Raw genomic sequence first — 22,059 nt, 5'->3', positions numbered from 1 at the left:
CCCAAATCTCTCTACCTGAAAAGACTCAGGCCACCTTTCCGGTGGCCTGATCGAGGGTTTCCACAATGCCGCCGCTGAGGCTTCGGCAGTGGCATAAAAGCACTTCGCCGAGCAGCTGCAACGAAGGCGTGGCGAAGTAGTCCAGCAGCGCCTCCTCGTCCTTCCAGCTGCCCTGCAGCAGCCACGGCTGGCCGTTCTCACGGGCCACCAGCTGGCAGCGCAGGCATCCCGGCGCGCGGCGTGCGCCGTCGACCAGGTTGTCGATCAGGGCACCCAGCTCCGCCTCGTGGCCTAGCCGGGGGTGGATCTGCAATTCGTGTTCGATGGGTGTTTGCCAGTGCATGTCCTGTCCTCCGCGTTCCAGGAAGAAGCCCGAGGTGGCTCCTCGGACGACTGACAGGAAGCTTACGGCGCGGCCAGCACCGGGCGTTATCCGGATGCTGTCACCTTCTTGCCTGATCCTGCGGGACATTCGTCGCAGTCTGAAACCGGGTGTTTCCGCGCCATTTCCGGCCCTTGCACCGCCACGGTGCGCGACCCGATGCCGGGATCGCTTGTCCATTCCTGCCGATTGCTTGCCTGATCCTCCAGCGGCTGCCTTACTGTCACACGCGCGCATGCGTCGTGGGCGTAAGCTTCGTGCGCCGCCACTGGAGGTCCTGTGCATGTCCCAGTCCGTTCCCGCCTTTGATCCCATCGCCGCCGGCCGCCAGGAGCTGGCCGACATCATCCAGCGCCACTGCCAGGGTGAGGGTCTCTTCGAAACCGCCATCGATTCGCTGCTGGTCGCGCGCGGCGACTGCCCCAACGAAGGCCGTATGCCGACGCTCTACCGCCCGGCCCTGTGCGTGATCGCCCAGGGCTGCAAGGAAGTGCGCCTGGGCAGCGAGGTCTATCGCTACGACGAACTCAACCTGCTGGTGGTGTCGGTGACGCTGCCAGTCTCCGGCCAGGTCATCGAGGCCTCGCCGGACAGGCCCTACCTGTCCATCCGCCTGGACATCGACCCCGGCGAGCTGACCCGGCTGATCGCCGAGGCCGGCCTGGCCGGCACCGCGCCGCGCCCGGCCAGCCGCGGCATCTACCTGCAGCGCCTGGATTGCACCGTGCTTGACGCCCTGCTGCGCCTGATGCGCCTGCTGGACACCCCGCGCGACATCGAGATGCTGGCACCGCTGTTCGTCCGCGAAATCCTCTACCGCCTGCTGCGCGGCCCGCAGGGCCACCTGCTGCACGACCTGGCGATGACCGACAGCCAGACCCACCGCGTCACCCGCGCCATCGAGTGGCTCAACCGCAACTACGACAAGTCGCTGCGCATCGAGGACCTGGCCCGCGAGGTGAACCTCAGCGTGTCCACCCTGCACCACCGCTTCAAGGAAGTGACCGCGCTCAGCCCGCTGCAGTACCAGAAGCAGCTCCGCCTGCAGGAAGCGCGGCGGCTGATGCTGTCGGAAGGACTGGAAGTGGCGGTGGCCGGGCATCGCGTCGGTTACGAGAGCCCGTCGCAGTTCAGCCGCGAGTACAGCCGCCTGTTCGGCGCGCCGCCGCTGCGCGATCTGGCAAGCCTGCGCGGAGCTTTGGGCAGCGAGGCGGTGCCGGCCTGAGTGCGTGTCCCGTTCTGCATCGGTGCGCTGGTTTTCCCCCTCACCCCAGCCCTCTCCCTCAGGGAGAGGGGGCCGTTTGGCGTGCAGCGAGACGGCGGAGTCAGTCGGCGAGCACCGAGTTTTCAGAGCGCTCGGGACAGTCCCCTCTCCCTCTGGGAGAGGGTTAGGGTGAGGGCATGCCCAGGCACCTGAAGCCAGGCATCAGCGCTCGTAAAGCTCCAGCGGCAGGTCGTCCGGGTCGGCGAAGAAGGTGAAGCGCTTGCCGGTCAGCTCGTCGTCGCGGATCGGCTCGCAGGCCACGCCGTGGCTCTGCAGGTGGTCCACGGCGCTCTCCAGGTCGTCCACGGCGAACGCGAGGTGGCGCAACCCCTGCGCCTCCGGGTAGGACGGCCGCGTCGGTGCGCCGGGGAAGGAGAACAGCTCCAGCCGCGCATCGCCCAGCTCCAGGTCGAGCTTCCAGGAATCGCGGGCGGTGCGGTAGGTCTCGGCGACCACCTTCAGGCCCAGCACCTGGGTGTAGAAGTGCTTGGAGCGCGGGTAGTCCGAGCAGATCAGGGCAACATGATGGAGGCTGTGCAGCAGGGCCATGGGCGGTTCTTCCCGGTGGGTCGGAGCGCTCTATCCTGACAGCCGTGCCCCGACGGTCAATGCTGGCGCTGTGAAGTCGGTCGCCAACGACGCTGGAGTGATGGCAGTGCGCCTGCTAGCATCCCGCCGCCCACTCCCATAAACGGTCGACAGGATGTCCCCCGTACGGCCGCACCTGAAAGGACTCAGCATGAAAAAGACCGCCCTGGCCATCGCCATTCCCGTTGCCATCGTCGGCGCCGCCGTTGCCGGCGCCTGGTACACCGGCAGCCGCGTCGAGCAGGAAGTGAACCGTGGCATCACCGAAGCCAACGAATTGTTCCAGCAGGAAGCCCCCGGTCTGGGTGCCTATCTGACTCTGGTGGACATCCAGCGCGGCCTGCTCTCCAGCACTGCGCGCTATAACCTGACCTTCACCGGCAAGGAAGGCGAGCCGCCGCAGACCCTGGTCTTCACCGATCACCTTGAGCATGGCCCCTTCCCCGCCTCGCGCCTGGCGGCTGGCAAGCTGGCGCCAGTCATGGCGCAGAGCCATTTCGCCCTCGAGCAGAACGAGCTGACCGCCCCGCTGTTCACCGCTGCCGGCGGCAAGGCGCCGCTGTCCGGCGAGCTGACCATTCACTACGACCAGAAGCAGGAAGGCAGCGTTGAAACCGCCGCCCTGCAATTCGCCAAGGACAGCGACAAGCTGCGCCTGTCCCCGGCCAAGGTGACTTTCAGCGTTTCCGCCGACAAGAAGGACGTGAGCGCCGTGGGCAACCTCGCCGAGGTCGACCTGGACTTCACCGACGAGAACACCGGCCAGCCGGCGCGCGTGCAGATGCGCGACCTGGGTATGCAGGGGGACAAGAAGGAAAACGCCAACGGCTTCGCCCTCGGTCCCAGCTCCGCCACCATCAAGAGCCTCAACATCAAGTCGCCGGGTGCACCGGAAGTCGAACTGCGCGAAGCCGTGGTCGAGGAAGTCCTCAAGCAGGGCGGCAAAGGTCTGGACCAGAGCGTCTCCTACCGCATCGGCAAGGTCGTGGTGCAGGGTCAGGAAATCGGCGGCGTGAAGCTCGACCTGAGCCTGCGCAATCTTGATGAAGGCGTGCTCAAGACCTTCAAGGAATCCTACAACAAGATGGCGCTGGACAGCCTGGAAAGCACCGAGCTGACCCCGGCCCAGGAAGAGGAACTCAAGCGCCTCGGCCTGGCCCTGCTGGAAGGCTCGCCGGTGCTGTCGCTGGACGAGCTGTCGCTGCAGACCAGCCATGGCGTGGCCAAGGCCTCCCTGTCGGTCGACCTGCGCAAGCCGAATGCCGCCGCTGCGACGCCTGACGAGATGGCGCGCAGCATCCTGGCCGCACTCAAGGCCGACCTGAAAGTGGACAAGGCGGTGATCGGCGACATCGTCGCCCTGCAGGGTTCGCTGGGGGGCGAGGCGGCCGGCAGCGTCGACCCGGTAGCGCTCAAGCAGCAGTCCGATGCCATGACCGACCTGTTCAGCGGCATGGCCCTGAACTCGCAGTGGGCGGTGCTCGACGGCAACGCGCTGTCCAGCTCGCTGGCCTACGCCAACGACCAGGTGAAGTTCAACGGCAAGGACATGAGCGTGCCGGAATTCATGGCCTTCGCCATGGGTTCCGCACAAGGCCTGGGCCTGGGCGGCGGCGCCGCTGCTGGTGTGGAAGAAGAGCCGCAGGAAGAAAGCGTCGAATAAGCTTCGCCCGAAACGAAAAAAGCCCGGCATTCGCCGGGCTTTTTTCTGGGGGCGGATCACGCAACGGAACTGCTCAGCTCCCTGCAGGAGTGGGGAGCACTCAGCGGGCGCTACGCACGCCTTCAGCCAGCTCGCGGCACAGGCCGAGCACACTCTGCACCGCATCGGCGGAGCTGGTGGCTTCGGCGATCTTGTCGATCAGCGCCGAGCCCACCACCACGCCATCGGCCAGGCGGGCGATGCTCGCCGCGTGTTCCGGGGTGCGGATGCCGAAACCGATGGAGACCGGCAGGTCGGTGTGGCGACGCAGGCGCGCCACGGCTTCCTCGACGTGGTCCAGGGTCGCCGCGCCAGCGCCGGTCACCCCGGCCACCGAAACGTAGTAGACGAAGCCCGAGCTGCCGTTGAGCACGGTCGGCAGGCGCTGGTCGTCGGTGGTCGGCGTGGTCAGGCGGATGAAGTCCAGGCCGGCGGCCTGGGCCGGGTCGCAGAGGTCTTCGTTGTGCTCCGGCGGCAGGTCCACCACGATCAGGCCGTCGACGCCGGCCTCTTTCGCATCGGCGATGAACTTGTCCACGCCGTAGTAGTGGATCGGGTTGAAGTAGCCCATCAGCACCAGCGGCGTGGTGCTGTTGTCCTGGCGGAATTCGCGGACCATCTTCAGCGTCTTGACCAGGTTCTGGCCGTTGCCCAGGGCGCGGATGTTGGCCAGCTGGATCGCAGGGCCGTCGGCCATCGGGTCGGTGAACGGCATGCCCAGTTCGATCACGTCGGCGCCGGCCTCGGGCAGGCCCTTGAGGATGTCCAGAGAGGTCGAGTAGCCCGGATCGCCAGCGGTGATGAAGGTCACCAGGGCGGCGCGGTTCTGCTCTTTGAGTTCGGCGAAGCGGGTCTGCAGGCGGCTCATGCTTGCGGCTCCTGTTGCATGTGGTGCATGACGGTCTGCATGTCCTTGTCGCCACGACCGGACAGGTTCACCACCATGATGTGGTCCTTGGGCAGGTCCGGCGCGCGCTTGAAGACTTCGGCCAGCGCGTGGGAGGACTCCAGTGCGGGGATGATGCCTTCCAGGCGACAGCACTGGTGGAAGGCTTCCAGCGCTTCGTGGTCGGTGATCGAGGTGTACTCGACGCGGCCGATGTCATGCAACCAGGCGTGTTCCGGGCCGATGCCGGGGTAGTCCAGGCCGGCGGAGATGGAGTGCGCGTCGATGATCTGGCCGTCCTCGTCCTGCAGCAGGAAGGTGCGGTTGCCGTGCAGCACGCCCGGCACACCGCCGTTCAGACTGGCTGCGTGCTTGCCGGTCTCGATGCCGTGGCCGGCGGCTTCGACGCCGATAATCTGCACGCTGGCGTCATCGAGGAACGGGTGGAACAGGCCCATGGCGTTGGAGCCGCCGCCGATGCAGGCGACCAGGGAATCGGGCAGGCGCCCTTCCTTCGTGGCCAGCTGCTCGCGGGTTTCCTTGCCGATCACGGCCTGGAAGTCGCGGACCATCGCCGGGTACGGGTGCGGGCCGGCCACGGTGCCGATCAGGTAGAAGGTGTTGTGCACGTTGGTCACCCAGTCGCGCAGCGCTTCGTTCATCGCGTCCTTCAGGGTGCCGGTGCCGGCGGTGACCGGGATCACCTCGGCGCCCAGCAGCTTCATGCGGAACACGTTGGCCTGCTGGCGATCGATGTCGGTGGTGCCCATGAAAATCACGCATTCCATGCCGAAGCGCGCGGCCACGGTGGCGGTCGCCACGCCGTGCATGCCGGCGCCGGTCTCGGCGATGATGCGTTTCTTGCCCATGCGCTTGGCCAGCAGGATCTGGCCGATGCAGTTGTTGATCTTGTGCGCGCCGGTGTGGTTCAGCTCTTCGCGCTTCAAGTAGATCTTCGCGCCGCCGCAGTGCTCGGTCAGGCGCTCGGCGAAGTACAGCGGGCTCGGACGGCCGACGTAGTCGCTCTGGAAGTAGGCGAGCTCCTTCTGGAACTCCGGATCTTCCTTGGCCTTCTCGTACTCGCGGGCCAGGTCGTGGATCAGCGGCATCAGGGTCTCGGCGACGTACTGGCCGCCAAAGTGGCCGAACAGGCCCTTGGCGTCTGGACCGGTGCGCAGTGTGGACATGGGAAGGCTCCTTGGGTCTCTTGGCGGCAAGGCACTGGGCGCTGCCGCGTGAATTTTCGTAGGGCGCATAACGCGCCAGCGTTATCCGCCCTACCGGGTCGACCGCGCAGCGAGTTGGCTGATGCTCCTACAAGTGCTGCTCAGGATACGGCTGTGTGATGACGGGGAAAAGCGATAAGATCGCCACAACCTGTCAGGAAAACTCACAGATAGAACGCCATGAGCCGAGACCTTCCGCCGCTCAATGCCCTGCGCGCCTTCGAAGCCGCTGCCCGACTGCGCGGCGTGAGCGCAGCGGCTGATGAGCTGAGCGTCACCCACGGGGCGATCAGCCGGCAGATTCGCCTGCTCGAAGACGAGCTGGGCGTGACTCTGTTCGTCAAGGAGGGGCGCGGCGTAAAACTCACCGATGCCGGTGTTCGCCTGAGCGAGGTCGCCAGCGATTCCTTCGAGCGCCTGCGCAGCGTCTGCGCCGAACTGCGCCGCCAGGCCGGCGGTGATGCGCCCTTCGTTCTCGGTTGCCCCGGTAGCCTGCTGGCGCGTTGGTTCATCCCGCGCCTGGACCGCCTGAACCGTGACTTGCCGGACCTGCGCCTGCAACTTTCCGCCAGTGACGGTGACCTCGATCCGCGCCGTGGTGGCCTCGACGCCACCCTGTGCTTCGCCACGCCGCCCTGGCCGACGGACATGCGCGTGCTGGAGCTGGCGGTGGAAAGCATCGGCCCGGTACTCAGCCCGCGCTCCCCGCGCTTTGAGCAACTGCGCGCGGCACCCGCCGGGGCGCTGCTGGGTGAGTCGCTGCTGCATACCGTCTCTCGCCCGCAGGCGTGGCCGGAGTGGGCCGCACGCCATGGCCTGGACCCGATGCGGCTGAAGCTCGGCCAGGGCTTCGAGCACCTCTACTATCTGCTGGAAGCCGCCGTGGCGGGTCTCGGGGTGGCCATCGCACCGCAGCAACTGGTGGCCGACGACCTCGCCGCTGGCCGCCTCGCCGCACCCTGGGGCTTCGTCGAAACCACGGCGCGGCTGGCTCTGTGGGTCCCCGAGCGTCGCGCCGACCCGCGTGCCGAACGCCTGGCGCGCTGGCTGCAGCTGGAGCTGAACGGCCGCGCGTAAAGTCTGAACCACCCCCGTTTGCCGTCGGTCCACCCCTCTACTACTGTCCATTGGGCGCGCTGGCATTCTGCCTGTGCGCCGCCAGACCCAGGAGAGAGGCAATGTCCAATCACCACACCTACAAGAAGATCGAGCTGGTCGGCTCCTCGCGCACCAGCATCGAGGATGCGATCAACAACGCGCTGGCCGAAGCGGCCAAGAGCATCGACTTCCTGGAGTGGTTCGAGGTGGTGGACACTCGCGGGCACATCGAGAACGGCGCGGTGGGGCACTACCAGGTGACCATCAAGGTCGGCTTCCGCATCGCCAACAGCTAGATCGCCTGCGGCTCGAGCCTGTTTGTCGAGGGCCATTTTTCACGCGGCTCTTTTGTCACGTGCCGCTGCCATGTTGGCGAGGCGCGTGGTCGTGCGTACCGGGGTAGCCCGGTTTTCCGGCCCGTTCGGGCCTTTTCTGTGAACGACGAGGGAGCGTTACCGATGAAGAAGTTCCTGATCGCTGTGGGGGTCTTCGCCCTGGCTGGCAACGTCTTTGCCGCCGGCAAGCCGTGCGAAGAGCTGAAGTCGGAAATCGATGCGAAGCTCAAGGCCAAGGGCGTTGCTTCGTACAGCCTGGAGGTCGTCGACAAGGGCAGCGCGGGCGGCAAGCAAGTCGTCGGCACCTGCGAAGGCGGCACCAAGGAAATCGTCTACTCCAAGTAAACGCCTGGATGTGCAACGAGGCCGGGCTCCGCGAGGGGCCCGGCATTTTTCATGGTCTGCAAAAAGCTGAACCCACGGGTGCGGACCGGCCTCGAAAGTCCTGACTGCAACCCACGCGGAGGACGCGACATGAAGAAATCGGCATCGGCCCACTGGCAGGGCGGTCTGAAGGACGGCAAGGGCACGATCTCCACCGAGAGCGGTGCGCTCAAGTCCCAGCCTTATGGCTTCAACACCCGCTTCGAGGACGCGCCGGGGACCAACCCGGAAGAACTGATCGGTGCAGCTCACGCCGGCTGCTTTTCCATGGCGCTGTCGATGATGCTCGGCGAGGCCGGCCTGACGGCCGAGAGTATCGATACGAAGGCCGAGGTCAGCCTGGAAAAGCTCACCGACGGTTTCACCATCACCGCTGTGCACCTGACGCTGAAGGCGAAGGTGCCGGGCACCGACGCGCAGACCTTCCAGGCCATTGCCGACAAGGCCAAGGCAGGCTGCCCGGTCTCGCGGGTGCTCAACGCGCGCATCACCCTCGACGCCAGCCTCGAATGAGCCTACGGGGCACTCTGTCCGGCGGTTGCGGTCCACCGTTAGGATAGGGTGCCCCGCCGTGGGGCTATGACGAGGGACTGTGATGACGACGATGAAGTGGGCCGTGGCGACGGGCGTGGCGGTACTGCTGGCGAGCGGCGCGAGCTGGGCGGCGGTGAAGCCCTGCGAGGAGCTCAAGGCCGAGATCGAGACCAAGATCCAGGCCGCCGGGGTGACCTCCTACACCCTGGAGATCGTGGACAAGTCCGAGGTGAAGGACCCGAACATGGTGGTCGGCACCTGCGACAACGGGCAGCGGCGGATCATCTACCAGAAGAACGACAGCTGAGTCCTGCGCGCGGGTGCCCGGTTGTAGGAGCGCGCCATGCGCGCGATCGCGGACATGGCCCGCTCGTACCGGGAGAGGCCGATCAGAGCGGCTGCGAACGCCTTTGATCTAGAACGGCCCGCAGCGCACCGCTCCCTGGAAATCCGTCTTCGCCACCAGCTTGCCATCGGCGTCCGTCAGCAGCGCCAGGGCGCTGCGCAGTTGCGGGCGCAGCTCCAGCCGGTAGCGCTGGCCGGCGGCGAAGTCGTCGTAGGTCACCTTGACCCGGCAGGTCAGCTCCGAAGGGTCGGTCATCTGGCCCATGCCGCCGCCGCTGGAGACTTCGTACTGGAAGCGCACCACCAGCTCGTGGCGTCCCGGCGTCACCTGGTAGAAGCGGCCGTCGTTCACCGACTGGCCATCCAGGCGCTCGGCCATCAGCGTCTTGCCTGGCGTGGTGTAGAGGTCGATCCAGGCCATCTGCGGGTCGTGGGCCGGCAGCGGGCTGGCGCAGCCGGCAAGCAGGGCGATGCCCAGGGGTAGGAAACCGGGGAGATGACGCGGGCGCATGGAGGCTCACCGTGGGATGGATTCACCCCACAGCATACCCCGCTCAGGCCTTGGCGCAGCCCCGTTCGCGGCCGCGGGCGATTTCGCCGCCCTGGGCGTCGTAGAGCTTGGCCCAGGGGCGGAAGCCGATGCTGCCGGTCTCCAGGCGATAGCGCTGGCCAGCGCTGAATTCCTTGTATTGCACCGTCATTTCGCAGTCGCGCCAGAGCGCCTCGTCCACCGGGCCGATGTCCACCGGTTCGACCTGGAATTGGAAGCGCACACGCAACTCGTGGGAGCCCGGGTCGACCTCGAAGTAACGGGTGCTGGACCATTCCTTGTTGTCCACTTCCATGGCCGCCAGGTCGCTCTGGCTATTGGTGTCCAGGTCGACCCAGGCGCGGTTCGGGTCCGGCTGGGGCATCAGCATCGAACAGCCGCTCAGGGCGAGCAGGCCGGCAGGTATGAGGAGGGCGCGCATCGGGGGTGGCTCCTGGGTCGAGGGGGCGGCAGCGAGCGGACCAGGCCCTGTGCTATGTTCCGCGCATGCCCTTCCGCCTTCTTATCCCGACACTCGACAGCCGCCTGTGCCGCTGGGTTCCCTGCCTGGCCATCTGGGCGCTGAGCGGTTGTTCCACCGTGGGGTATTACGGCCAGCTGGCGGACGGTCAGTTGCGCCTGCTCGCCGCCCGCGAGCCCGTGGCCGAAGTGGTCGCCGACCCGACCCGCGACCCCGCCTTGCGCCAGCGTCTTGAGCTGTCCCAGGAAGCCCGCGCCTTTGCCAGCGCCGAGCTGGGCCTGCCGGACAACCAGAGCTACCGCCTGTATGCCGACATCCACCGGCCCAACGTGGTTTGGAACGTGTTCGCCACGCCGGAGCTGTCGCTGCAGCCGCTGACCCACTGCTTCCCCATCGCCGGCTGCGTGGCCTACCGCGGCTACTACGGCGACCAGGGGGCGCAGGCCGAGGCCAAACGCCTCAAGGAACAGGGGCTGGACGTCTATGTCGGCGGCGTGGAGGCCTATTCGACCCTCGGCTGGTTCGACGACCCGATCCTCAGCAGCATGCTGCGCTGGGGCGACCAGCGCCTGGCCGAAACGATCTTCCACGAGCTGGCGCACCAGAAGTTCTACCTGCCCGGCGATACGGCGTTCAACGAGTCCTACGCCTCCTTCGTCGAGGCCGAGGGCGGTCGCCGCTGGCGAGAGGCGCGCCATCTGCCGGACGAAGCGCCGTTACTGGCCGAGCAACGCAAGCGCTTTACCGAGCTGGTGCTCGATACCCGCGAGCGCCTGCAGGCGCTTTACGCCAGCCCACGCAGCGACGCCGAGAAGCGCGCCGGCAAGCAGGCCGAGTTCGAGCGACTGCGCCGCGACTACGCGCGGATGCGCGATGAAGACTGGGGCGGCAAGGCGCCCTTCGACGCCTGGGTCAACGCTCCGCTGAACAACGCCAAGCTGTTGCCCTTCGGCCTCTACGACCAGTGGGTGCCGGCCTTCGCGGCGCTGTTCGCCCAGGTCGGCGGCAACTGGCCGGCGTTCTATGCGCGGGTGGAAAAGCTCGGGGCGTTGCCGCCGGCAGAGCGCAAGGCGGCGCTGGAAAAGCTGAAGGCGGGGGAGTTCGTCAGCTTCCGGTGAGCACTTCTCCGGGGCTCGTTCGCGAGCAATAACCAGGCTCCCCCTCGCTCCTGCAGGTTGAGGAGCGTCACTCCGGCCTGTCCGGGCTATGCAGCGGCAAATCCAGCTGCACGCGGCGGCGCAGCCACGGGCTGGGCCGGTAGCGCGCCTCGCCGTAGCAGACCTGCAGGCCCTGGAGAATGGTGAGGATGCGCGCCGCGCCGTAGTGCTCGCCGAAGGCCAGCGGGCCCAGGGGGTAACCCAGCGCCAGTTGTACCGCGCGGTCCAGCGTCACCGGGGTGGCTATGCCGCGCTGGGCGATCTCGCCGCCGAGGTTGACGATGCCGGCGACCACCCGCTGGCTGATGAAGCCGGGCGAATCGTTGATCACTTCCACCGGCACGCCGTCGCTGCCCAGCGCCTGGCGCGCCTGGGCTTCGAGCTTGGGGTCGAGCGCCGGCTGGCGCATCAGCACGCGGCGGCGGTCCAGTTCGGTGAAGGTCTCCAGCGCCAGGCTGCGTTCCGGCGGCAGGCCGAGGGCGTCGATGCGCGTGCTGGCGTCCACGCCCAGCGGGGTGACCAGGCAGATGGCGCGGGACGACGGTGCTTCACCGGTCTCCAGCACCACGCCGCCCAAGGTGAGGATCGCCGCCACGCGGTGGCGCAGCTCCGGGTCCTGGCTGTCGAGCCAGTACGGGCGATTGAGCAACACGGTTTCGTGCTGTTCCTCGGGCTCGCGCACGGCCTGGCTGTCGCGATAGCGGTAGAAGCCCTCGCCGCTCTTGCGCCCCAGCAAGCCGCCGGCGACGCGCTGCGCGGCCAGCGGCGACGGGGTATAGCGTGGATCCTGGTAGAACTGCTGGTAGAGCGACTCCATCACCGCGTGGGACACGTCCAGGCCGGTCAGGTCGAGCAGCTCGAAGGGCCCCATGCGAAAGCCCACTCCGTCGCGCAGGATGCGGTCGATCTGTGCCGGGCTGGCGATGCCTTCGCCGAGGATGCGCAGGGCTTCGGTGCTGAAGGCGCGGCCGGCGTGATTGACGATGAAGCCGGGGCTGTCCGGCGACACCGCCGGGTAGTGCCCGGCCTGCTCCGCCAGCCGGCTCAGGCGGCGCACCACCGACTCGCTGGTGCGCTGGCCGCGCACCACCTCAACGATGCGCATCAGCGTCACCGGGTTGAAGAAGTGGAAGCCGGCGACCCGCTCCGGGTGCTGGCAGCGCGCGGCGATGCGGGTGACCGAGAGCGACGAGGTGTTGCTCGCCAGCACGGCATCCGGCGCCACACGTTTTTCCAGCTCGGCGAGCAGCGCCTGCTTGGCGCCGAGGTCCTCGATGATGGCCTCGATCAGCAGGTCGCAGTCGGCCAGCTCGTCCAGGCTGTGGGTCGGCAGCAAACGCTGCATCGTGGCGTCGAGGCCGTCCGCGGCGAGCTTGCCCTTGGCCACCGCGCGCTCCAGCAGCTCGCGATTGAAGGCCAGGGCCTGCTCCACGGTCTGCGGGTTGCTGTCGTACAGGCGCACTGTCCTGCCTGCGCTGGCGAACAGCTGGGCGATGCCGCGGCCCATGGCCCCGGCGCCGATCACGCCAATACGGTGGAAGGACTCGGTCATGCTGCGGGTCTCGTCGTGCGCACCTGCTTCAACCATAGACGCTGTGCTCACGCGGTGGTCCTTTTGGCCAGTTCCAGGTCACGCAGTTGTCGGCGCAGCAGCTTGCCGACACTGGTCTTGGGCAGCTCGTCGAGCACCTCGACGAAGCTCGGCACCTTGTAGCCGGTGAGGTGCTCGCGGCAGTGGGCGATGATCTGCGCCGGCGCCAGCGTCTCGTCCTTGAGGCTGACGAACAGCTTCACCGATTCGCCCTTGCGCTCGTCCGGCACGCCGATGGCCACGCACTCGCGTACGCCGGGGTGGCGCATCACCGCGTCTTCCACCTCGTTGGGGAACACATTGAAGCCCGAGACCAGGATCATGTCCTTCTTGCGGTCGACGATCTTCAGCATGCCGTCGGCGTCCAGCTCGGCGATGTCGCCGGTCTTCAGCCAGCCGTCGGTGGTGAGCACCTGGGCGCTCTCCTCCGGGCGTTGCCAGTAGCCCTGCATGACCTGCGGGCCGCGCAGCCAGAGTTCGCCGGGCTGGTCGGGGCCGGTATCGTGGCCCTCCTCGTCGACGGTGCGCAGCTCGGTGTCCACCAGCGCCTGGCCGACGTAGCCCTCGCGGTACGGGCTCAGCAGCGTGCCGGTGGAGACCACCGGCGATGCCTCGGTGAGCCCGAAACCTTCGCGCACCGGCGCGCCGGTCAGCGCTTCCCAGCGTCGGCCGACCTCTCGGTTCAGCGGCGCGCCGCCGGAGGTCACCCACTTCAGGTGGCTGAAGTCGATGCTGGGGAAATCCGCGTGGTTCATCAGGCCGACGAACAGGGTGTTGATCCCGCTCATCAGGGTGAAGGGATAGCGGCGCATGGCGCCGATGATTTCGTCGAGGTTGCGGCCGTCGCGGATGAACACCGTGTGCAGGCCCATGCCCACCGAGGACAGGCAGTTCGTGGCGAAGGCCATGATGTGGTAGAGCGGCAGCGGCGCGATGCGCACGTCGGTGGCCGGCTCCAGCAGGCCGGGGCGCAGGAACAGTTCCAGGGTCTGGATGACGTTGGCGATCAGGCAGCGGTGGCTGAGCATCGCGCCCTTGGAGACGCCCGTGGTGCCGCCGGTGTACTGCAGCAGCGCGAGGCGATCCAGGCCCGGCTCGGTGTCCACTGGCGGCGCTTCGGCGCCCAGGCGCAGGGCTTGCTGGAAGCGCGTGCAGTCGGCCTCGTCGCTGTCGAACTGCGGACGCTCGATGTCGTCGATCGAGGTCAGCAAAAGCTGTCGAACATCGCTGTGCGCTTGCACCCCGCGCAGTAGCGGCAGCAGGCGGTCGAGCAGCAGCACGGCGCTGGCGCCGGAGTCGGCCAGTTGATGGCGCAGCTCGCTGGCGGTGTATTGCGGGTTGGTGTTCACGAGCACCACGCCTGCCTTCAGCGCGCCGAAGGTGGCAATGGGGTACTGCAGCGAGTTGGGCAGCATCAGCGCCAGGCGGTCGCCGGGTTGCAGGCCGGCGTGGTGGCGCAGGTAGCGGGCGAAGGCATCGGCCTGGCGCTCCAGCTCGGCGAAGCTCAGGTGGCTGTCGCCGCAGGAAAATGCCAGGCGCTGGGGGAATTCGCGGCAGGCATCGCGCAGCAGGTCGTGGAGATTCTGGTAGGCGTGACGGGCGAGCTCGCGGGCCACGTGACCGGAGGGTTGAGCAGACATCGACTTCTCCGTTTCTTTTTCGAGCCTGTAGTGGCTCTGGATTCGAATTGTTGTTCTGCACAGCGAAACATCGTGTCGAAATCGATGGTATGCGATAGGCTAGCCCGGCGCAACGAGCACACGCGGACCGCTGCGTGGCGACTGGGCGATCTGCTATCGTTCGCCCGCGCCGCGCGTGGCGCCGCAACTGCAATCCCCCGCCGAGGCCCCATGAGCGACGACGTCGAAGACAGCAGCACCCCCAAGGACCGCAAGTACGTCGAGGCGCTCGCCCGCGGACTGGACGTGCTGCGCGCCTTCACCCATGGCTCGGTGGTGCTCGGCAACCAGGAAATCTCGCGGATCACCGGCCTGCCCAAGGCGACGGTGTCGCGCATGACCTACACCCTCACCCAACTGGGCTACCTCTGCTACTCGCAGCAGCACGAGAAGTACCAGCTGGATTCCGGCGTGCTGGCGCTGGGTTACGCCTATGTCTCCAACCTGCGCGTACGCCAGCTGGCCAAGCCGTACATGGATGCCTTCGCCCGTCGCACCAACACCACGGTCGGCCTGACCTGCCGCGACTGGCTGTCGATGATCTACGTGGAAAACTGCCGTCCTCCGAAAGCTACCTCCCTGCGCATGGACGCCGGCGTGCGCCTGCCGCTGGCGACCACCGCTGCCGGCCGCGCGTACCTCGCCGCTACCCCGGAGCAGGAGCGTGAGCACCTGCTGTCGGCCCTGCAGGAACGCCACGAAGGCGATTGGTCGGTCATGCGTGCCTCGCTGGAGGCGTCCTTCGAGGAATTCCGCCAGCATGGTTTCTGCCTGTCCCTCGGCGACTGGGACCGCAACGTGCGCGCCGCCGGCGTACCGCTGCGCCTGGCCGACGGCGGGCTGATGGCGCTGACCTGCGGGGCGCCGTCGTTCCAGCTCAGCGAGGAAACGCTGTGCGGGTCGTTGGCGCATGAGTTGGAGATTCTGGCGCGGGATATCGAGAGCCTCGGGGCCTGATCGTCCGCAAGCTTTTGTAGGAGCGGAGCTTCTCCGCGATATCCATCGCGGCTGACTCGGGGCTCTATCTGAACGACGGCGTCATGCGCTCACGTAGGAGCGGACTCCGTCCGCGATGTGTCAGCCTCACGCCTTGTTTCCCGCGTCGCTTCGGCGTGCGCGCGAGCATTTTGTTTCGCCCCCTCGGGCGACCCACTTTGGAAAGACCCAAAGTAGGCAAAGGTCTTGCCCCTCCATCCGGTTTTTCGCCTAGGCGAAAAATACCCTCGTTGAATCGAAGTTTCAGGGGCACGCCACGAAGGGCCATCCCTGGCCCATCGTGGCTCTCGCGACATCCATGTCGCTCAACCCCTGAAACTCCAATTCAACGAGGCCTCCTGAAAGGGGCGGTCCGGAGTGCTCGGATGTCGCTCTGGAAGACTTCAAGAGCAATGGCGGTTAACTTCGAGGTTTCTCTCACGCGACTTCCATGAGCCTCGCATAAACCTTCAGGTGATGATCGTCGTCCCCCAGCTGGTGGCTGAGCATCACCAGGCGCTTGGCGTGGTGCGCCAGCACGTATTCCCAGGTCATGCCGATGCCGCCGTGCAGCTGGATCGCCTGCTCGGCCACAAAGCGCGCCGCGCGGGTGACGATGAACTTGGCCGCCGCCAGAGTGCGGCTGCGCTCGACGCTGTCGGGCTGGTCGGCGACGCAGGCGGCGAGGATCGCCATGCTGGTGGCCTGTTCCAGCTCGCTGCGCATGTCCACCATGCGGTGCTGCAGCACCTGGAACTTGCCGATAGGAGTGCCGAACTGCTTGCGCGTCTTCAGGTAGTCCAGGGTCAGCGCGCAGGCTTCCTGCAGGCTGCCGAGGGCTTCAGCGCACTGCGCGGCGATGGCACGGCCCTGTTGATAACGCAGCGCCGGTAGCGCTTCGCCCGGCAGGCCAACAGCCTCGCCGATGGCGCCGTCGAGAAACAGCTCGCAGGCGCGCTGGCCGTCGACCGTCGGGTAATCGCGGCGGCTCACGCCGGCCTGCTGCGGGTCGACGAGGAACAGGCCGATGCCCGCCTCGTCCCGCGCATTACCGGACACCCGCGCCGAGACCAGGATCGCTGTGGCGCTCTGCCCGCCGATCACCACCGCCTTGCGTCCGCTCAGCTTCCAGCCGTTACCGGTTTGCTCCGCACGGGTCTGCACGTCGTGCAGCTGATAGTGGCTCTGGGGTTCTTCCAGCGCGACTGCCAGCTGCGCTTCACCGCTGGCGACGCGCGGCAGCCAGTGGTCCTGCTGCGCGACGCTGCCCAGCTGGGCGATCAGCCCACCGCCGTGCACTACCGATTGCAGGTAAGGCTCCAGGCACAGGCCACGGCCCAGTTCGGTGAGCACCAGCATGCTCTCCACGCCGCCGCCGAAGCCGCCGTGGCTTTCCGGCAGCGATACCGAGGTCAGCCCCAGCTCGCCGAGCTGGCGCCAGAAGTCGGTGCTGTAACCCAGCGTGGTTTTGCTGAAGCTCTCGCGCTTGTCGAACGGGTAAGCGTCGCGGACCAGGCGGGCCGCGGTGTCCTGCAGCATCTGCTGCTCTTCGCTCAGTTTGAAGTCCATGGTCCTGGCCTCACAGCTCGAGAATCATCTTGGAGACGATGTTCTTCTGGATTTCGTTGGAGCCGCCGAAGATCGACAGCTTGCGCAGGTTGAAATACTGGCTGGCTGGCGCGGCCGAGTAATCCGCATGCAGCGCCTCGCTGCCCAGCTCGAATTCGTCCTCGATGAAGGGCAGCGCGTAGGGGCCGAGCACCTTGCGCAGCAGGTGGCTGATCGCCTGGCGGATCTCGGTGCCCTTCACTTTCAGGATCGAGCTTTCCGCGCCCGGCACGCCGCCTTCGCGAGCGGCGGCGAGGATGCGCAGCGTGCTCATCTCGATGGCCATCAGCTGCATCTCCACCTCCGCCACCTGGGCGCGGAACAGCGGGTCTTCGAGCATCGGCTTGCCGTCGCACAGCTCGCGGCTGGCGACCTGCTTCAGGTGCGCGAGCACCGCCTTGGACGCGCCGATGCCGGCGAGGCCGGTGCGCTCGTAGGTCAGCAGGTACTTGGCGCAGGTCCAGCCTTCGTTCTCGCGGCCCACCAGGTTTTCCACCGGTACGCGCACGTTGTCGAAGAACACCTCGTTGACCTCGTGCTCGCCGTCCAGGGTGATGATCGGGCGCACGGTGATGCCAGGTGTTTGCATGTCGATCAGCAGGAAGCTGATGCCACGCTGCTGCTGCGCCTCGGGGTCGGTGCGCACCAGGCAGAAGATCCAGTCGGCGTGCTGGCCGAGGGTGGTCCAGGTCTTCTGGCCGTTCACCACGTAATGGTCGCCGTCGCGCACGGCGCGGGTCTTCAGCGAAGCGAGGTCGGAGCCGGCGCCCGGCTCGGAGTAGCCCTGGCACCACCAGTCGGTGCCGTCGAGGATGCGCGGCAGGTAGTGCGCCTGCTGCTCGGGCGTGCCGAACCTGATGATCACCGGGGCGACCATGTTGACGCCGAAGGGGATGGTGCGCGGCGCGCCGAAGGCGGCGCATTCCTCTTCGAAGATATGCTTCTGCACGGCGTTCCAGCCGGTGCCACCGAACGCCTCCGGCCAGTGCGTGGCGTACCAGCCCTGCTCGGCAAGCACGCGCTGCCAGCGCTGGTGGTCGCCCTTGTTCAGGTGTTTACCCAGGCGCACCTTGCTGGCGATGTCCTTGGGCAGCTGGCTGTCGAGGAAGCGGCGGACTTCATCGCGGAACGCCAGTTCGTCAGGGGTGAAGTGGATGTCCATGGTGGTCCTCTACAGATCGGCGAAGCGGCGGCCTTCGGCCACCAGGCGTTCGAGCAGCGGTGCGGGTTGCCACCAGGCGCCGAGGCGCTGGTGGAACTCGCGGATTCGTTCGAGCACTTGCGCAAGGCCGACGCTGTCGGCATAGAACAGCGGGCCGCCGCGCCAGGCAGGGAAGCCGTAGCCGTTGAGGAAGATCACATCGACGTCGCTGGCGCGCTGGGCGATGCCTTCGTCGAGGATGTTGGCGGCCTCGTTGATCAGCGCGTAGAGGCAGCGCTCGACTATTTCTTCATCAGCGACCGGTGCGCGGGTGATGCCGCGGTCGGCGGCGGCCTTTTCCAGCATGGCCGGCAGCGCCGGGTTGTCCTGCGCGGCGCGACCGCCCTCGCCGTACTGGTAGAAGCCGGTGCCGGTCTTCTGCCCAAGCATGCCAGCGGCGATCAGGTGATCGAGCACCGTGGGCAGTGTCTGGCCGGGCTTGAGGTTCGGCCGCTGGCGCGAGCGGATCGCGTGGCTGATATCGAGGCCGGACAGATCGCGTACCGCCAGCGGCCCCATGGCCATGCCGAAGCTGCGCAGTGCGCGGTCCACCTGCGCAGGCGTGGCGCCCTCCTCCAGGAGGAATTCGGCCTGGCGACCGTACTGGAAGATCATGCGGTTGCCGACGAAACCGTCGCACACGCCGACCACCACCGAGACCTTCTTCAGGTGCTTGCCGAGCTGCATGGCGGTGGCCAGCACGGTGTCCGAGGTGGCCTTGCCGCGTACCACTTCGAGCAGGCGCATGACGTTGGCCGGGCTGAAGAAGTGCAGGCCGACCACGTCCTGCGGACGCTTCGTGAAGGCGGCGATCTCGTCTAGGTCCAGCGACGAAGTGTTGCTGGCGAGGATCGCGCCGGGCTTGCAGTGGGCGTCCAGTTGTTCGAAGACCTGGCGCTTCACCTCCAGGCTTTCGAAGACGGCTTCGACCACCACGTCGGCATCACCCAGCGCGGCGTAGTCGAGCACGCCGCTGATCAGGCCCAGACGCCGCTCCATCTCCTCGGTGCCCAGGCTGCCGCGGGCCACGCTGGCGGCGTACAGGCTGCGGGCGCGGTCGAGGCCGCGTTGCAGGGCTTCGTCATTCACTTCCAGCAGTTGCACCGGGATGCCGGCGTTGGCAAAGCACAGCAGGATGCCGACACCCATGGTGCCGCCACCGATGACTGCGGCGCGGCGGATGTCCCGTGGCTGCACGTCGGCGGCCAGCCCGTCGACCTTGGCAGCCTCGCGCTCTGCGAAGAAGGCGTGGATCAGCGCGGCGCGCTGCGGGGATTCCATGCATTGCATGAACAGCTCGCGTTCGCGCAACAGGCCTTTGTGCAGCGGCAATTGCGTCGCGGCTTCCACCGCATCGATGCAGCGTTGCGGGGAGAACTGGCCGGGCAGGCGTTTCTGCACTTCGCCGCGCTTGTGGGCGATCAGCTCGGCGAGGCCGCTTTCCTGCACGCGCTCGTTGCGTTCGCCGGTGCGGCGCGGCCCTTTGCCGTCCGCCAGCAGTCGCTGGGCGAAGGCGAGTCCGGCGTCGATCAGGTCGCCGTCGAACAGCTCGTCGACGACGTTGAATTCGAGGGCCTGCGGCGCGCGGATCGGCGCGCCGGAGACGATCATGTCCAGGGCTTTTTCCACACCCGCGAGACGCGGCAGGCGCTGGGTGCCGCCGGCGCCGGGCAGCAGGCCGAGCTTCACTTCCGGCAGGCCGACCTGGGCATCGCGGCGGGCGATGCGGTAATGGCAGGCCAGGGCGACTTCCAGCCCGCCGCCCAGGGCGGTGCCGTGGATCACGGCGACGCTGGGCTTGCTGGCGCCTTCAAGGATATCGACGACCTCGGGCAGGGACGGCGCCTGCGGCGGCTTGCCGAACTCACGGATATCGGCGCCGGCCATGAAGGTGCGCCCGACGCAGACCAGCACCACCGCGCGTACCTGCGGATCGGCCTCGGCCTGCTGGAAGGCGGCGAGCAGCCCGGCGCGGACGGCGTGTCCGAGGGCGTTCACCGGTGGGTTGTCGACTGTCACCAGGGCTATCTCGCCCCGGCGTTCGAGCAGTACCGCATCTGACATGCTGAACTCCGTTTTAGCGTTGTTTTAACGGAATGATGTTTCGCTGTGCAGAATACGATGCTGTTTTTTATTGTCGGATTGCAAGTCCTTTTCGGAGGGGCCGCTGAGCACCCGATTGCTTCCCGGCAGGAAAAATCAGGGCCGCTGCGTGCTTCCCGCGACCAGCAGATCGCCGTGCACCTCGCAGTAGCATTCATCGTTCCAGCCGTAGTGCGGGTCGCGGCAGATCGAGTGGCGGACGGGGCCGGATTGGCCCGGCGCGCGGGTTCTCAGGCTGTCGCGCAGGGCCGCGTAGATCGAGCCGGGCTGCGGCCAGTCGGTGCGTACGGGACCTTCGCCGAGCTGGTTGCCGGCGCGCAGTTCGGCCCGCAGGATGGCGTCGAGCTCCGGGCAGAGCTGGGCGGTGGGCTGGCTTCTCATGGGAGTCCTTCCTGGAGCGAGATCGGTGGCAGCGCCGGCATTATCTGCAGTTTCCAGCGGCGCTTCGCCGGGTGGCCGTTTTGTCGGCTGGAAAGACCCCTTCATTCGCCTGGTGAATAGGGTTCGGCTGGCACGTCGGGCTTGGCATAGTGAAGCTCACCATCTGCGGGAGTGCGCGCCATGAACGAGTTCGAACACCAGTTGCTGGCGGTCAACGGGATCCAGCTCAGCCTCTACAGCTACGGGCCGGCGGACGGCAAGCCAGTGTGGATGCTGCACGGCTTTCCCGAGTGCTGGCATTCCTGGCAGCACCAGATGCGCGCCCTCGCCGCTTCCGGCTACCGCGTGTTCGTCCCGGAAATGCGGGGTTACGGCCAAACCAGCGCGCCGCCTGAGGTGGACGCCTACGACGTGCTGACGCTCTGCGCGGACATCCAGGGCGCCATGGATGCGCTGGGGCACGAGCGCGTGGCGATGGTCGGGCATGACTGGGGCGCGCCGGTGGCGTGGCACCTGGCGCTGCTGGAACCGCAGCGCGTGGCGGTGCTGGCGACGCTCTCGGTGCCCTTTGCCGGCCGCGCGAAGCGCCCGCCCGTGGAGATCATGCGCGAGGTGTTCGCTGGCAAGTTCTTCTACATCCTCTACTTCCAGCAGCCCGGCCGTGCCGAGGCCGAGCTGGATGCGGACATCGCGCAGAGTCTGCGCCACTTCCTGGGCGACAACGTGCGTCTGGCGCCGGATCAGTCCCCCGACGGCCGCCTGTTCGACGGCCTGCCACCGCCGGCGCACCCGGCCTGGTGCAGCGAAGAGGACTTCCAGTGGTACGTGCGGACCTTCGAGGGCCGGGGTTTCCACGGCGCGCTGAACTGGTACCGCAACTTCGAGCGCAGCTGGCAACGCACCGAACCGCTGGCCGGGCGCAAGGTCGAGCAGCCGACGCTGTTCCTGATCGGTGACCGTGACCCGGTCGGCCGTTTCGAGGCTTACACCGTGCAGCGCATGCCCGAGCACGTGCCCAACCTCGAACAGCATGTGCTGGAGAACTGCGGCCACTGGATCCAGAGCCAGCAGCCGGAGCGGGTGAACGCGCTGCTCGGGGACTTCCTCGGCCGGCACTATCCGGCCTGAATCAGGCGTCGCGGCGCATGCCGATGTGCGGGATGTCGTCTTCCAGGTAGACCTCGGTCACCGGCGTGAAGCCATAGCGACCGTAGTAGCCCTGCAGGTGCGCCTGGGCCGAGAGGTACACCGGCAGCCCCGGCCAGCGCCGAGCGATGGCCTGCAGCGCCTGCTCCATGAGCTGGTGGCCCAGGCCGGTGCCGCGGCCCTGCGGGGCGATCACCACGCGACCGATCACCACGTCGCCGTCGTGGCGTTGCGGGTCGAGCAGGCGCAGGTAGCCGATCAGCTTGCCCTCCTCTTCCACCATCAGGTGGCAGGTATCACCAAGCAGGTCCAGGCCATCCACTTCCTGGTAGGGGCATTTCTGTTCCACCACGAAGACTTCGGTGCGCAGCTGCAGGATGGCGTAGAGCTCTTCCTTGGTCAGGTCGCGGTGGTGCTTGCAGGTCCAGTTCAGGGCCATGTGGTGTTCACTCCGATCATCAAGG

At 67.1% G+C, this 22,059-nt stretch carries 23 protein-coding genes; 10 read left to right on the top strand and 13 right to left on the bottom strand.

The features are described from left to right. Nucleotides 1–25 precede the first annotated feature (25 nt). Entirely contained in the window at nucleotides 26–343 is a 318-nt protein-coding gene (locus IB256_RS17000; RefSeq protein ID WP_138213414.1) for an antibiotic biosynthesis monooxygenase family protein, read from the bottom strand. 322 nt (nucleotides 344–665) lie between these two features. On the opposite strand from IB256_RS17000, the gene IB256_RS16995 reads away from it, so the two are divergent. Then, a complete protein-coding gene (locus IB256_RS16995) occupies nucleotides 666–1,607 on the top strand; it encodes an AraC family transcriptional regulator (RefSeq protein ID WP_081518942.1) in 942 nt (313 codons plus the stop codon). Nucleotides 1,608–1,808: 201 nt separating this feature from the next. On the opposite strand, the gene IB256_RS16990 is transcribed toward IB256_RS16995, so the two are convergent. Next, nucleotides 1,809–2,195 (bottom strand): VOC family protein, encoded by a 387-nt coding sequence (locus IB256_RS16990; protein WP_192403384.1) that lies wholly within the window; start codon nucleotides 2,193–2,195, stop codon nucleotides 1,809–1,811. A 190-nt stretch (nucleotides 2,196–2,385) separates the two neighbouring features. On the opposite strand from IB256_RS16990, the gene IB256_RS16985 reads away from it, so the two are divergent. Next, on the top strand, nucleotides 2,386–3,897 hold the full coding sequence (locus IB256_RS16985; RefSeq protein ID WP_192294310.1) for a YdgA family protein: 1,512 nt from the start codon (nucleotides 2,386–2,388) through the stop codon (nucleotides 3,895–3,897). 100 nt (nucleotides 3,898–3,997) lie between these two features. On the opposite strand, the gene trpA is transcribed toward IB256_RS16985, so the two are convergent. Both trpA and trpB read right to left on the bottom strand, forming a co-directional pair. After that, the gene (gene trpA, locus IB256_RS16980) at nucleotides 3,998–4,804 is read right to left on the bottom strand and encodes a tryptophan synthase subunit alpha (RefSeq protein WP_192403382.1); all 807 of its coding nucleotides are present in this window, start codon (nucleotides 4,802–4,804) and stop codon (nucleotides 3,998–4,000) included. Continuing rightward, entirely contained in the window at nucleotides 4,801–6,009 is a 1,209-nt protein-coding gene (trpB, locus tag IB256_RS16975; RefSeq protein ID WP_192294306.1) for a tryptophan synthase subunit beta, read from the bottom strand. The genes trpA and trpB overlap by 4 nt, the downstream gene beginning before the upstream one ends. 219 nt (nucleotides 6,010–6,228) lie before the next feature. Here trpB and IB256_RS16970 point away from each other — a divergent pair, with 219 nt between their 5' ends. The 5 genes from IB256_RS16970 (at nucleotide 6,229) to IB256_RS16950 (ending at nucleotide 8,706) form a co-directional block, all read left to right on the top strand. Then, on the top strand, nucleotides 6,229–7,125 hold the full coding sequence (locus tag IB256_RS16970; protein WP_192294304.1) for a LysR family transcriptional regulator: 897 nt from the start codon (nucleotides 6,229–6,231) through the stop codon (nucleotides 7,123–7,125). A gap of 101 nt (nucleotides 7,126–7,226) precedes the next feature. Beyond that, on the top strand, nucleotides 7,227–7,442 hold the full coding sequence (locus IB256_RS16965) for a dodecin (RefSeq protein WP_017518905.1): 216 nt from the start codon (nucleotides 7,227–7,229) through the stop codon (nucleotides 7,440–7,442). A gap of 162 nt (nucleotides 7,443–7,604) precedes the next feature. Next, nucleotides 7,605–7,826 (top strand): DUF1161 domain-containing protein, encoded by a 222-nt coding sequence (locus tag IB256_RS16960; protein ID WP_081518936.1) that lies wholly within the window; start codon nucleotides 7,605–7,607, stop codon nucleotides 7,824–7,826. Between the two features lie 129 nt (nucleotides 7,827–7,955). Beyond that, nucleotides 7,956–8,378 (top strand): OsmC family protein, encoded by a 423-nt coding sequence (locus tag IB256_RS16955; protein WP_138213407.1) that lies wholly within the window; start codon nucleotides 7,956–7,958, stop codon nucleotides 8,376–8,378. Nucleotides 8,379–8,469: 91 nt separating this feature from the next. After that, on the top strand, nucleotides 8,470–8,706 hold the full coding sequence (locus IB256_RS16950) for a DUF1161 domain-containing protein (protein ID WP_192294691.1): 237 nt from the start codon (nucleotides 8,470–8,472) through the stop codon (nucleotides 8,704–8,706). Nucleotides 8,707–8,814: 108 nt separating this feature from the next. On the opposite strand, the gene IB256_RS16945 is transcribed toward IB256_RS16950, so the two are convergent. Both IB256_RS16945 and IB256_RS16940 read right to left on the bottom strand, forming a co-directional pair. Then, the gene (locus IB256_RS16945; protein ID WP_192403380.1) at nucleotides 8,815–9,255 is read right to left on the bottom strand and encodes a hypothetical protein; all 441 of its coding nucleotides are present in this window, start codon (nucleotides 9,253–9,255) and stop codon (nucleotides 8,815–8,817) included. Nucleotides 9,256–9,298: 43 nt separating this feature from the next. Further along, nucleotides 9,299–9,715 (bottom strand): hypothetical protein, encoded by a 417-nt coding sequence (locus tag IB256_RS16940; protein ID WP_017517676.1) that lies wholly within the window; start codon nucleotides 9,713–9,715, stop codon nucleotides 9,299–9,301. Nucleotides 9,716–9,780: 65 nt separating this feature from the next. On the opposite strand from IB256_RS16940, the gene IB256_RS16935 reads away from it, so the two are divergent. Next, a complete protein-coding gene (locus IB256_RS16935; RefSeq protein WP_192403378.1) occupies nucleotides 9,781–10,872 on the top strand; it encodes an aminopeptidase in 1,092 nt (363 codons plus the stop codon). A 67-nt stretch (nucleotides 10,873–10,939) separates the two neighbouring features. Here the strand turns inward: IB256_RS16935 and IB256_RS16930 are convergent, their stop codons facing one another. Then, entirely contained in the window at nucleotides 10,940–12,463 is a 1,524-nt protein-coding gene (locus IB256_RS16930) for a 3-hydroxyacyl-CoA dehydrogenase (protein WP_192294298.1), read from the bottom strand. Between the two features lie 47 nt (nucleotides 12,464–12,510). Further along, on the bottom strand, nucleotides 12,511–14,142 hold the full coding sequence (locus IB256_RS16925; RefSeq protein ID WP_192403376.1) for an AMP-binding protein: 1,632 nt from the start codon (nucleotides 14,140–14,142) through the stop codon (nucleotides 12,511–12,513). A 210-nt stretch (nucleotides 14,143–14,352) separates the two neighbouring features. Here IB256_RS16925 and IB256_RS16920 point away from each other — a divergent pair, with 210 nt between their 5' ends. After that, entirely contained in the window at nucleotides 14,353–15,138 is a 786-nt protein-coding gene (locus tag IB256_RS16920; protein WP_192403375.1) for an IclR family transcriptional regulator, read from the top strand. Between the two features lie 456 nt (nucleotides 15,139–15,594). On the opposite strand, the gene IB256_RS16915 is transcribed toward IB256_RS16920, so the two are convergent. The 4 genes from IB256_RS16915 to IB256_RS16900 all read right to left on the bottom strand — a co-directional run bounded on the left by IB256_RS16915 (nucleotide 15,595) and on the right by IB256_RS16900 (nucleotide 20,449). Further along, nucleotides 15,595–16,725, bottom strand: coding sequence for an acyl-CoA dehydrogenase family protein (locus IB256_RS16915; RefSeq protein WP_192294292.1), 1,131 nt, complete (start codon nucleotides 16,723–16,725; stop codon nucleotides 15,595–15,597). A gap of 10 nt (nucleotides 16,726–16,735) precedes the next feature. Further along, the gene (locus IB256_RS16910; protein ID WP_192403373.1) at nucleotides 16,736–17,926 is read right to left on the bottom strand and encodes an acyl-CoA dehydrogenase family protein; all 1,191 of its coding nucleotides are present in this window, start codon (nucleotides 17,924–17,926) and stop codon (nucleotides 16,736–16,738) included. Between the two features lie 9 nt (nucleotides 17,927–17,935). Beyond that, complete coding sequence (locus tag IB256_RS16905; RefSeq protein WP_192403371.1) at nucleotides 17,936–20,029, bottom strand: 3-hydroxyacyl-CoA dehydrogenase NAD-binding domain-containing protein; 2,094 nt, start codon at nucleotides 20,027–20,029, stop codon at nucleotides 17,936–17,938. 135 nt (nucleotides 20,030–20,164) lie between these two features. Beyond that, nucleotides 20,165–20,449, bottom strand: a complete 285-nt coding sequence (locus IB256_RS16900) for a hypothetical protein (protein ID WP_192403369.1) — start codon at nucleotides 20,447–20,449, stop codon at nucleotides 20,165–20,167. 180 nt (nucleotides 20,450–20,629) lie between these two features. On the opposite strand from IB256_RS16900, the gene IB256_RS16895 reads away from it, so the two are divergent. After that, on the top strand, nucleotides 20,630–21,577 hold the full coding sequence (locus IB256_RS16895; protein ID WP_192294283.1) for an alpha/beta fold hydrolase: 948 nt from the start codon (nucleotides 20,630–20,632) through the stop codon (nucleotides 21,575–21,577). Between the two features lies 1 nt (nucleotide 21,578). Here IB256_RS16895 and IB256_RS16890 read toward each other — a convergent pair whose 3' ends face one another. Continuing rightward, nucleotides 21,579–22,034, bottom strand: coding sequence for a GNAT family N-acetyltransferase (locus IB256_RS16890; RefSeq protein ID WP_192403367.1), 456 nt, complete (start codon nucleotides 22,032–22,034; stop codon nucleotides 21,579–21,581). Nucleotides 22,035–22,059 lie beyond the last annotated feature (25 nt).

It is taken from the genome of Pseudomonas sp. PDM17, assembly GCF_014851985.1.
Classification (GTDB): Bacteria; Pseudomonadota; Gammaproteobacteria; order Pseudomonadales; family Pseudomonadaceae; genus Pseudomonas.
The sequence above is the reverse complement of the archived record's forward strand: the minus strand, read 5'-3'. Positions and strand labels throughout refer to the sequence as shown.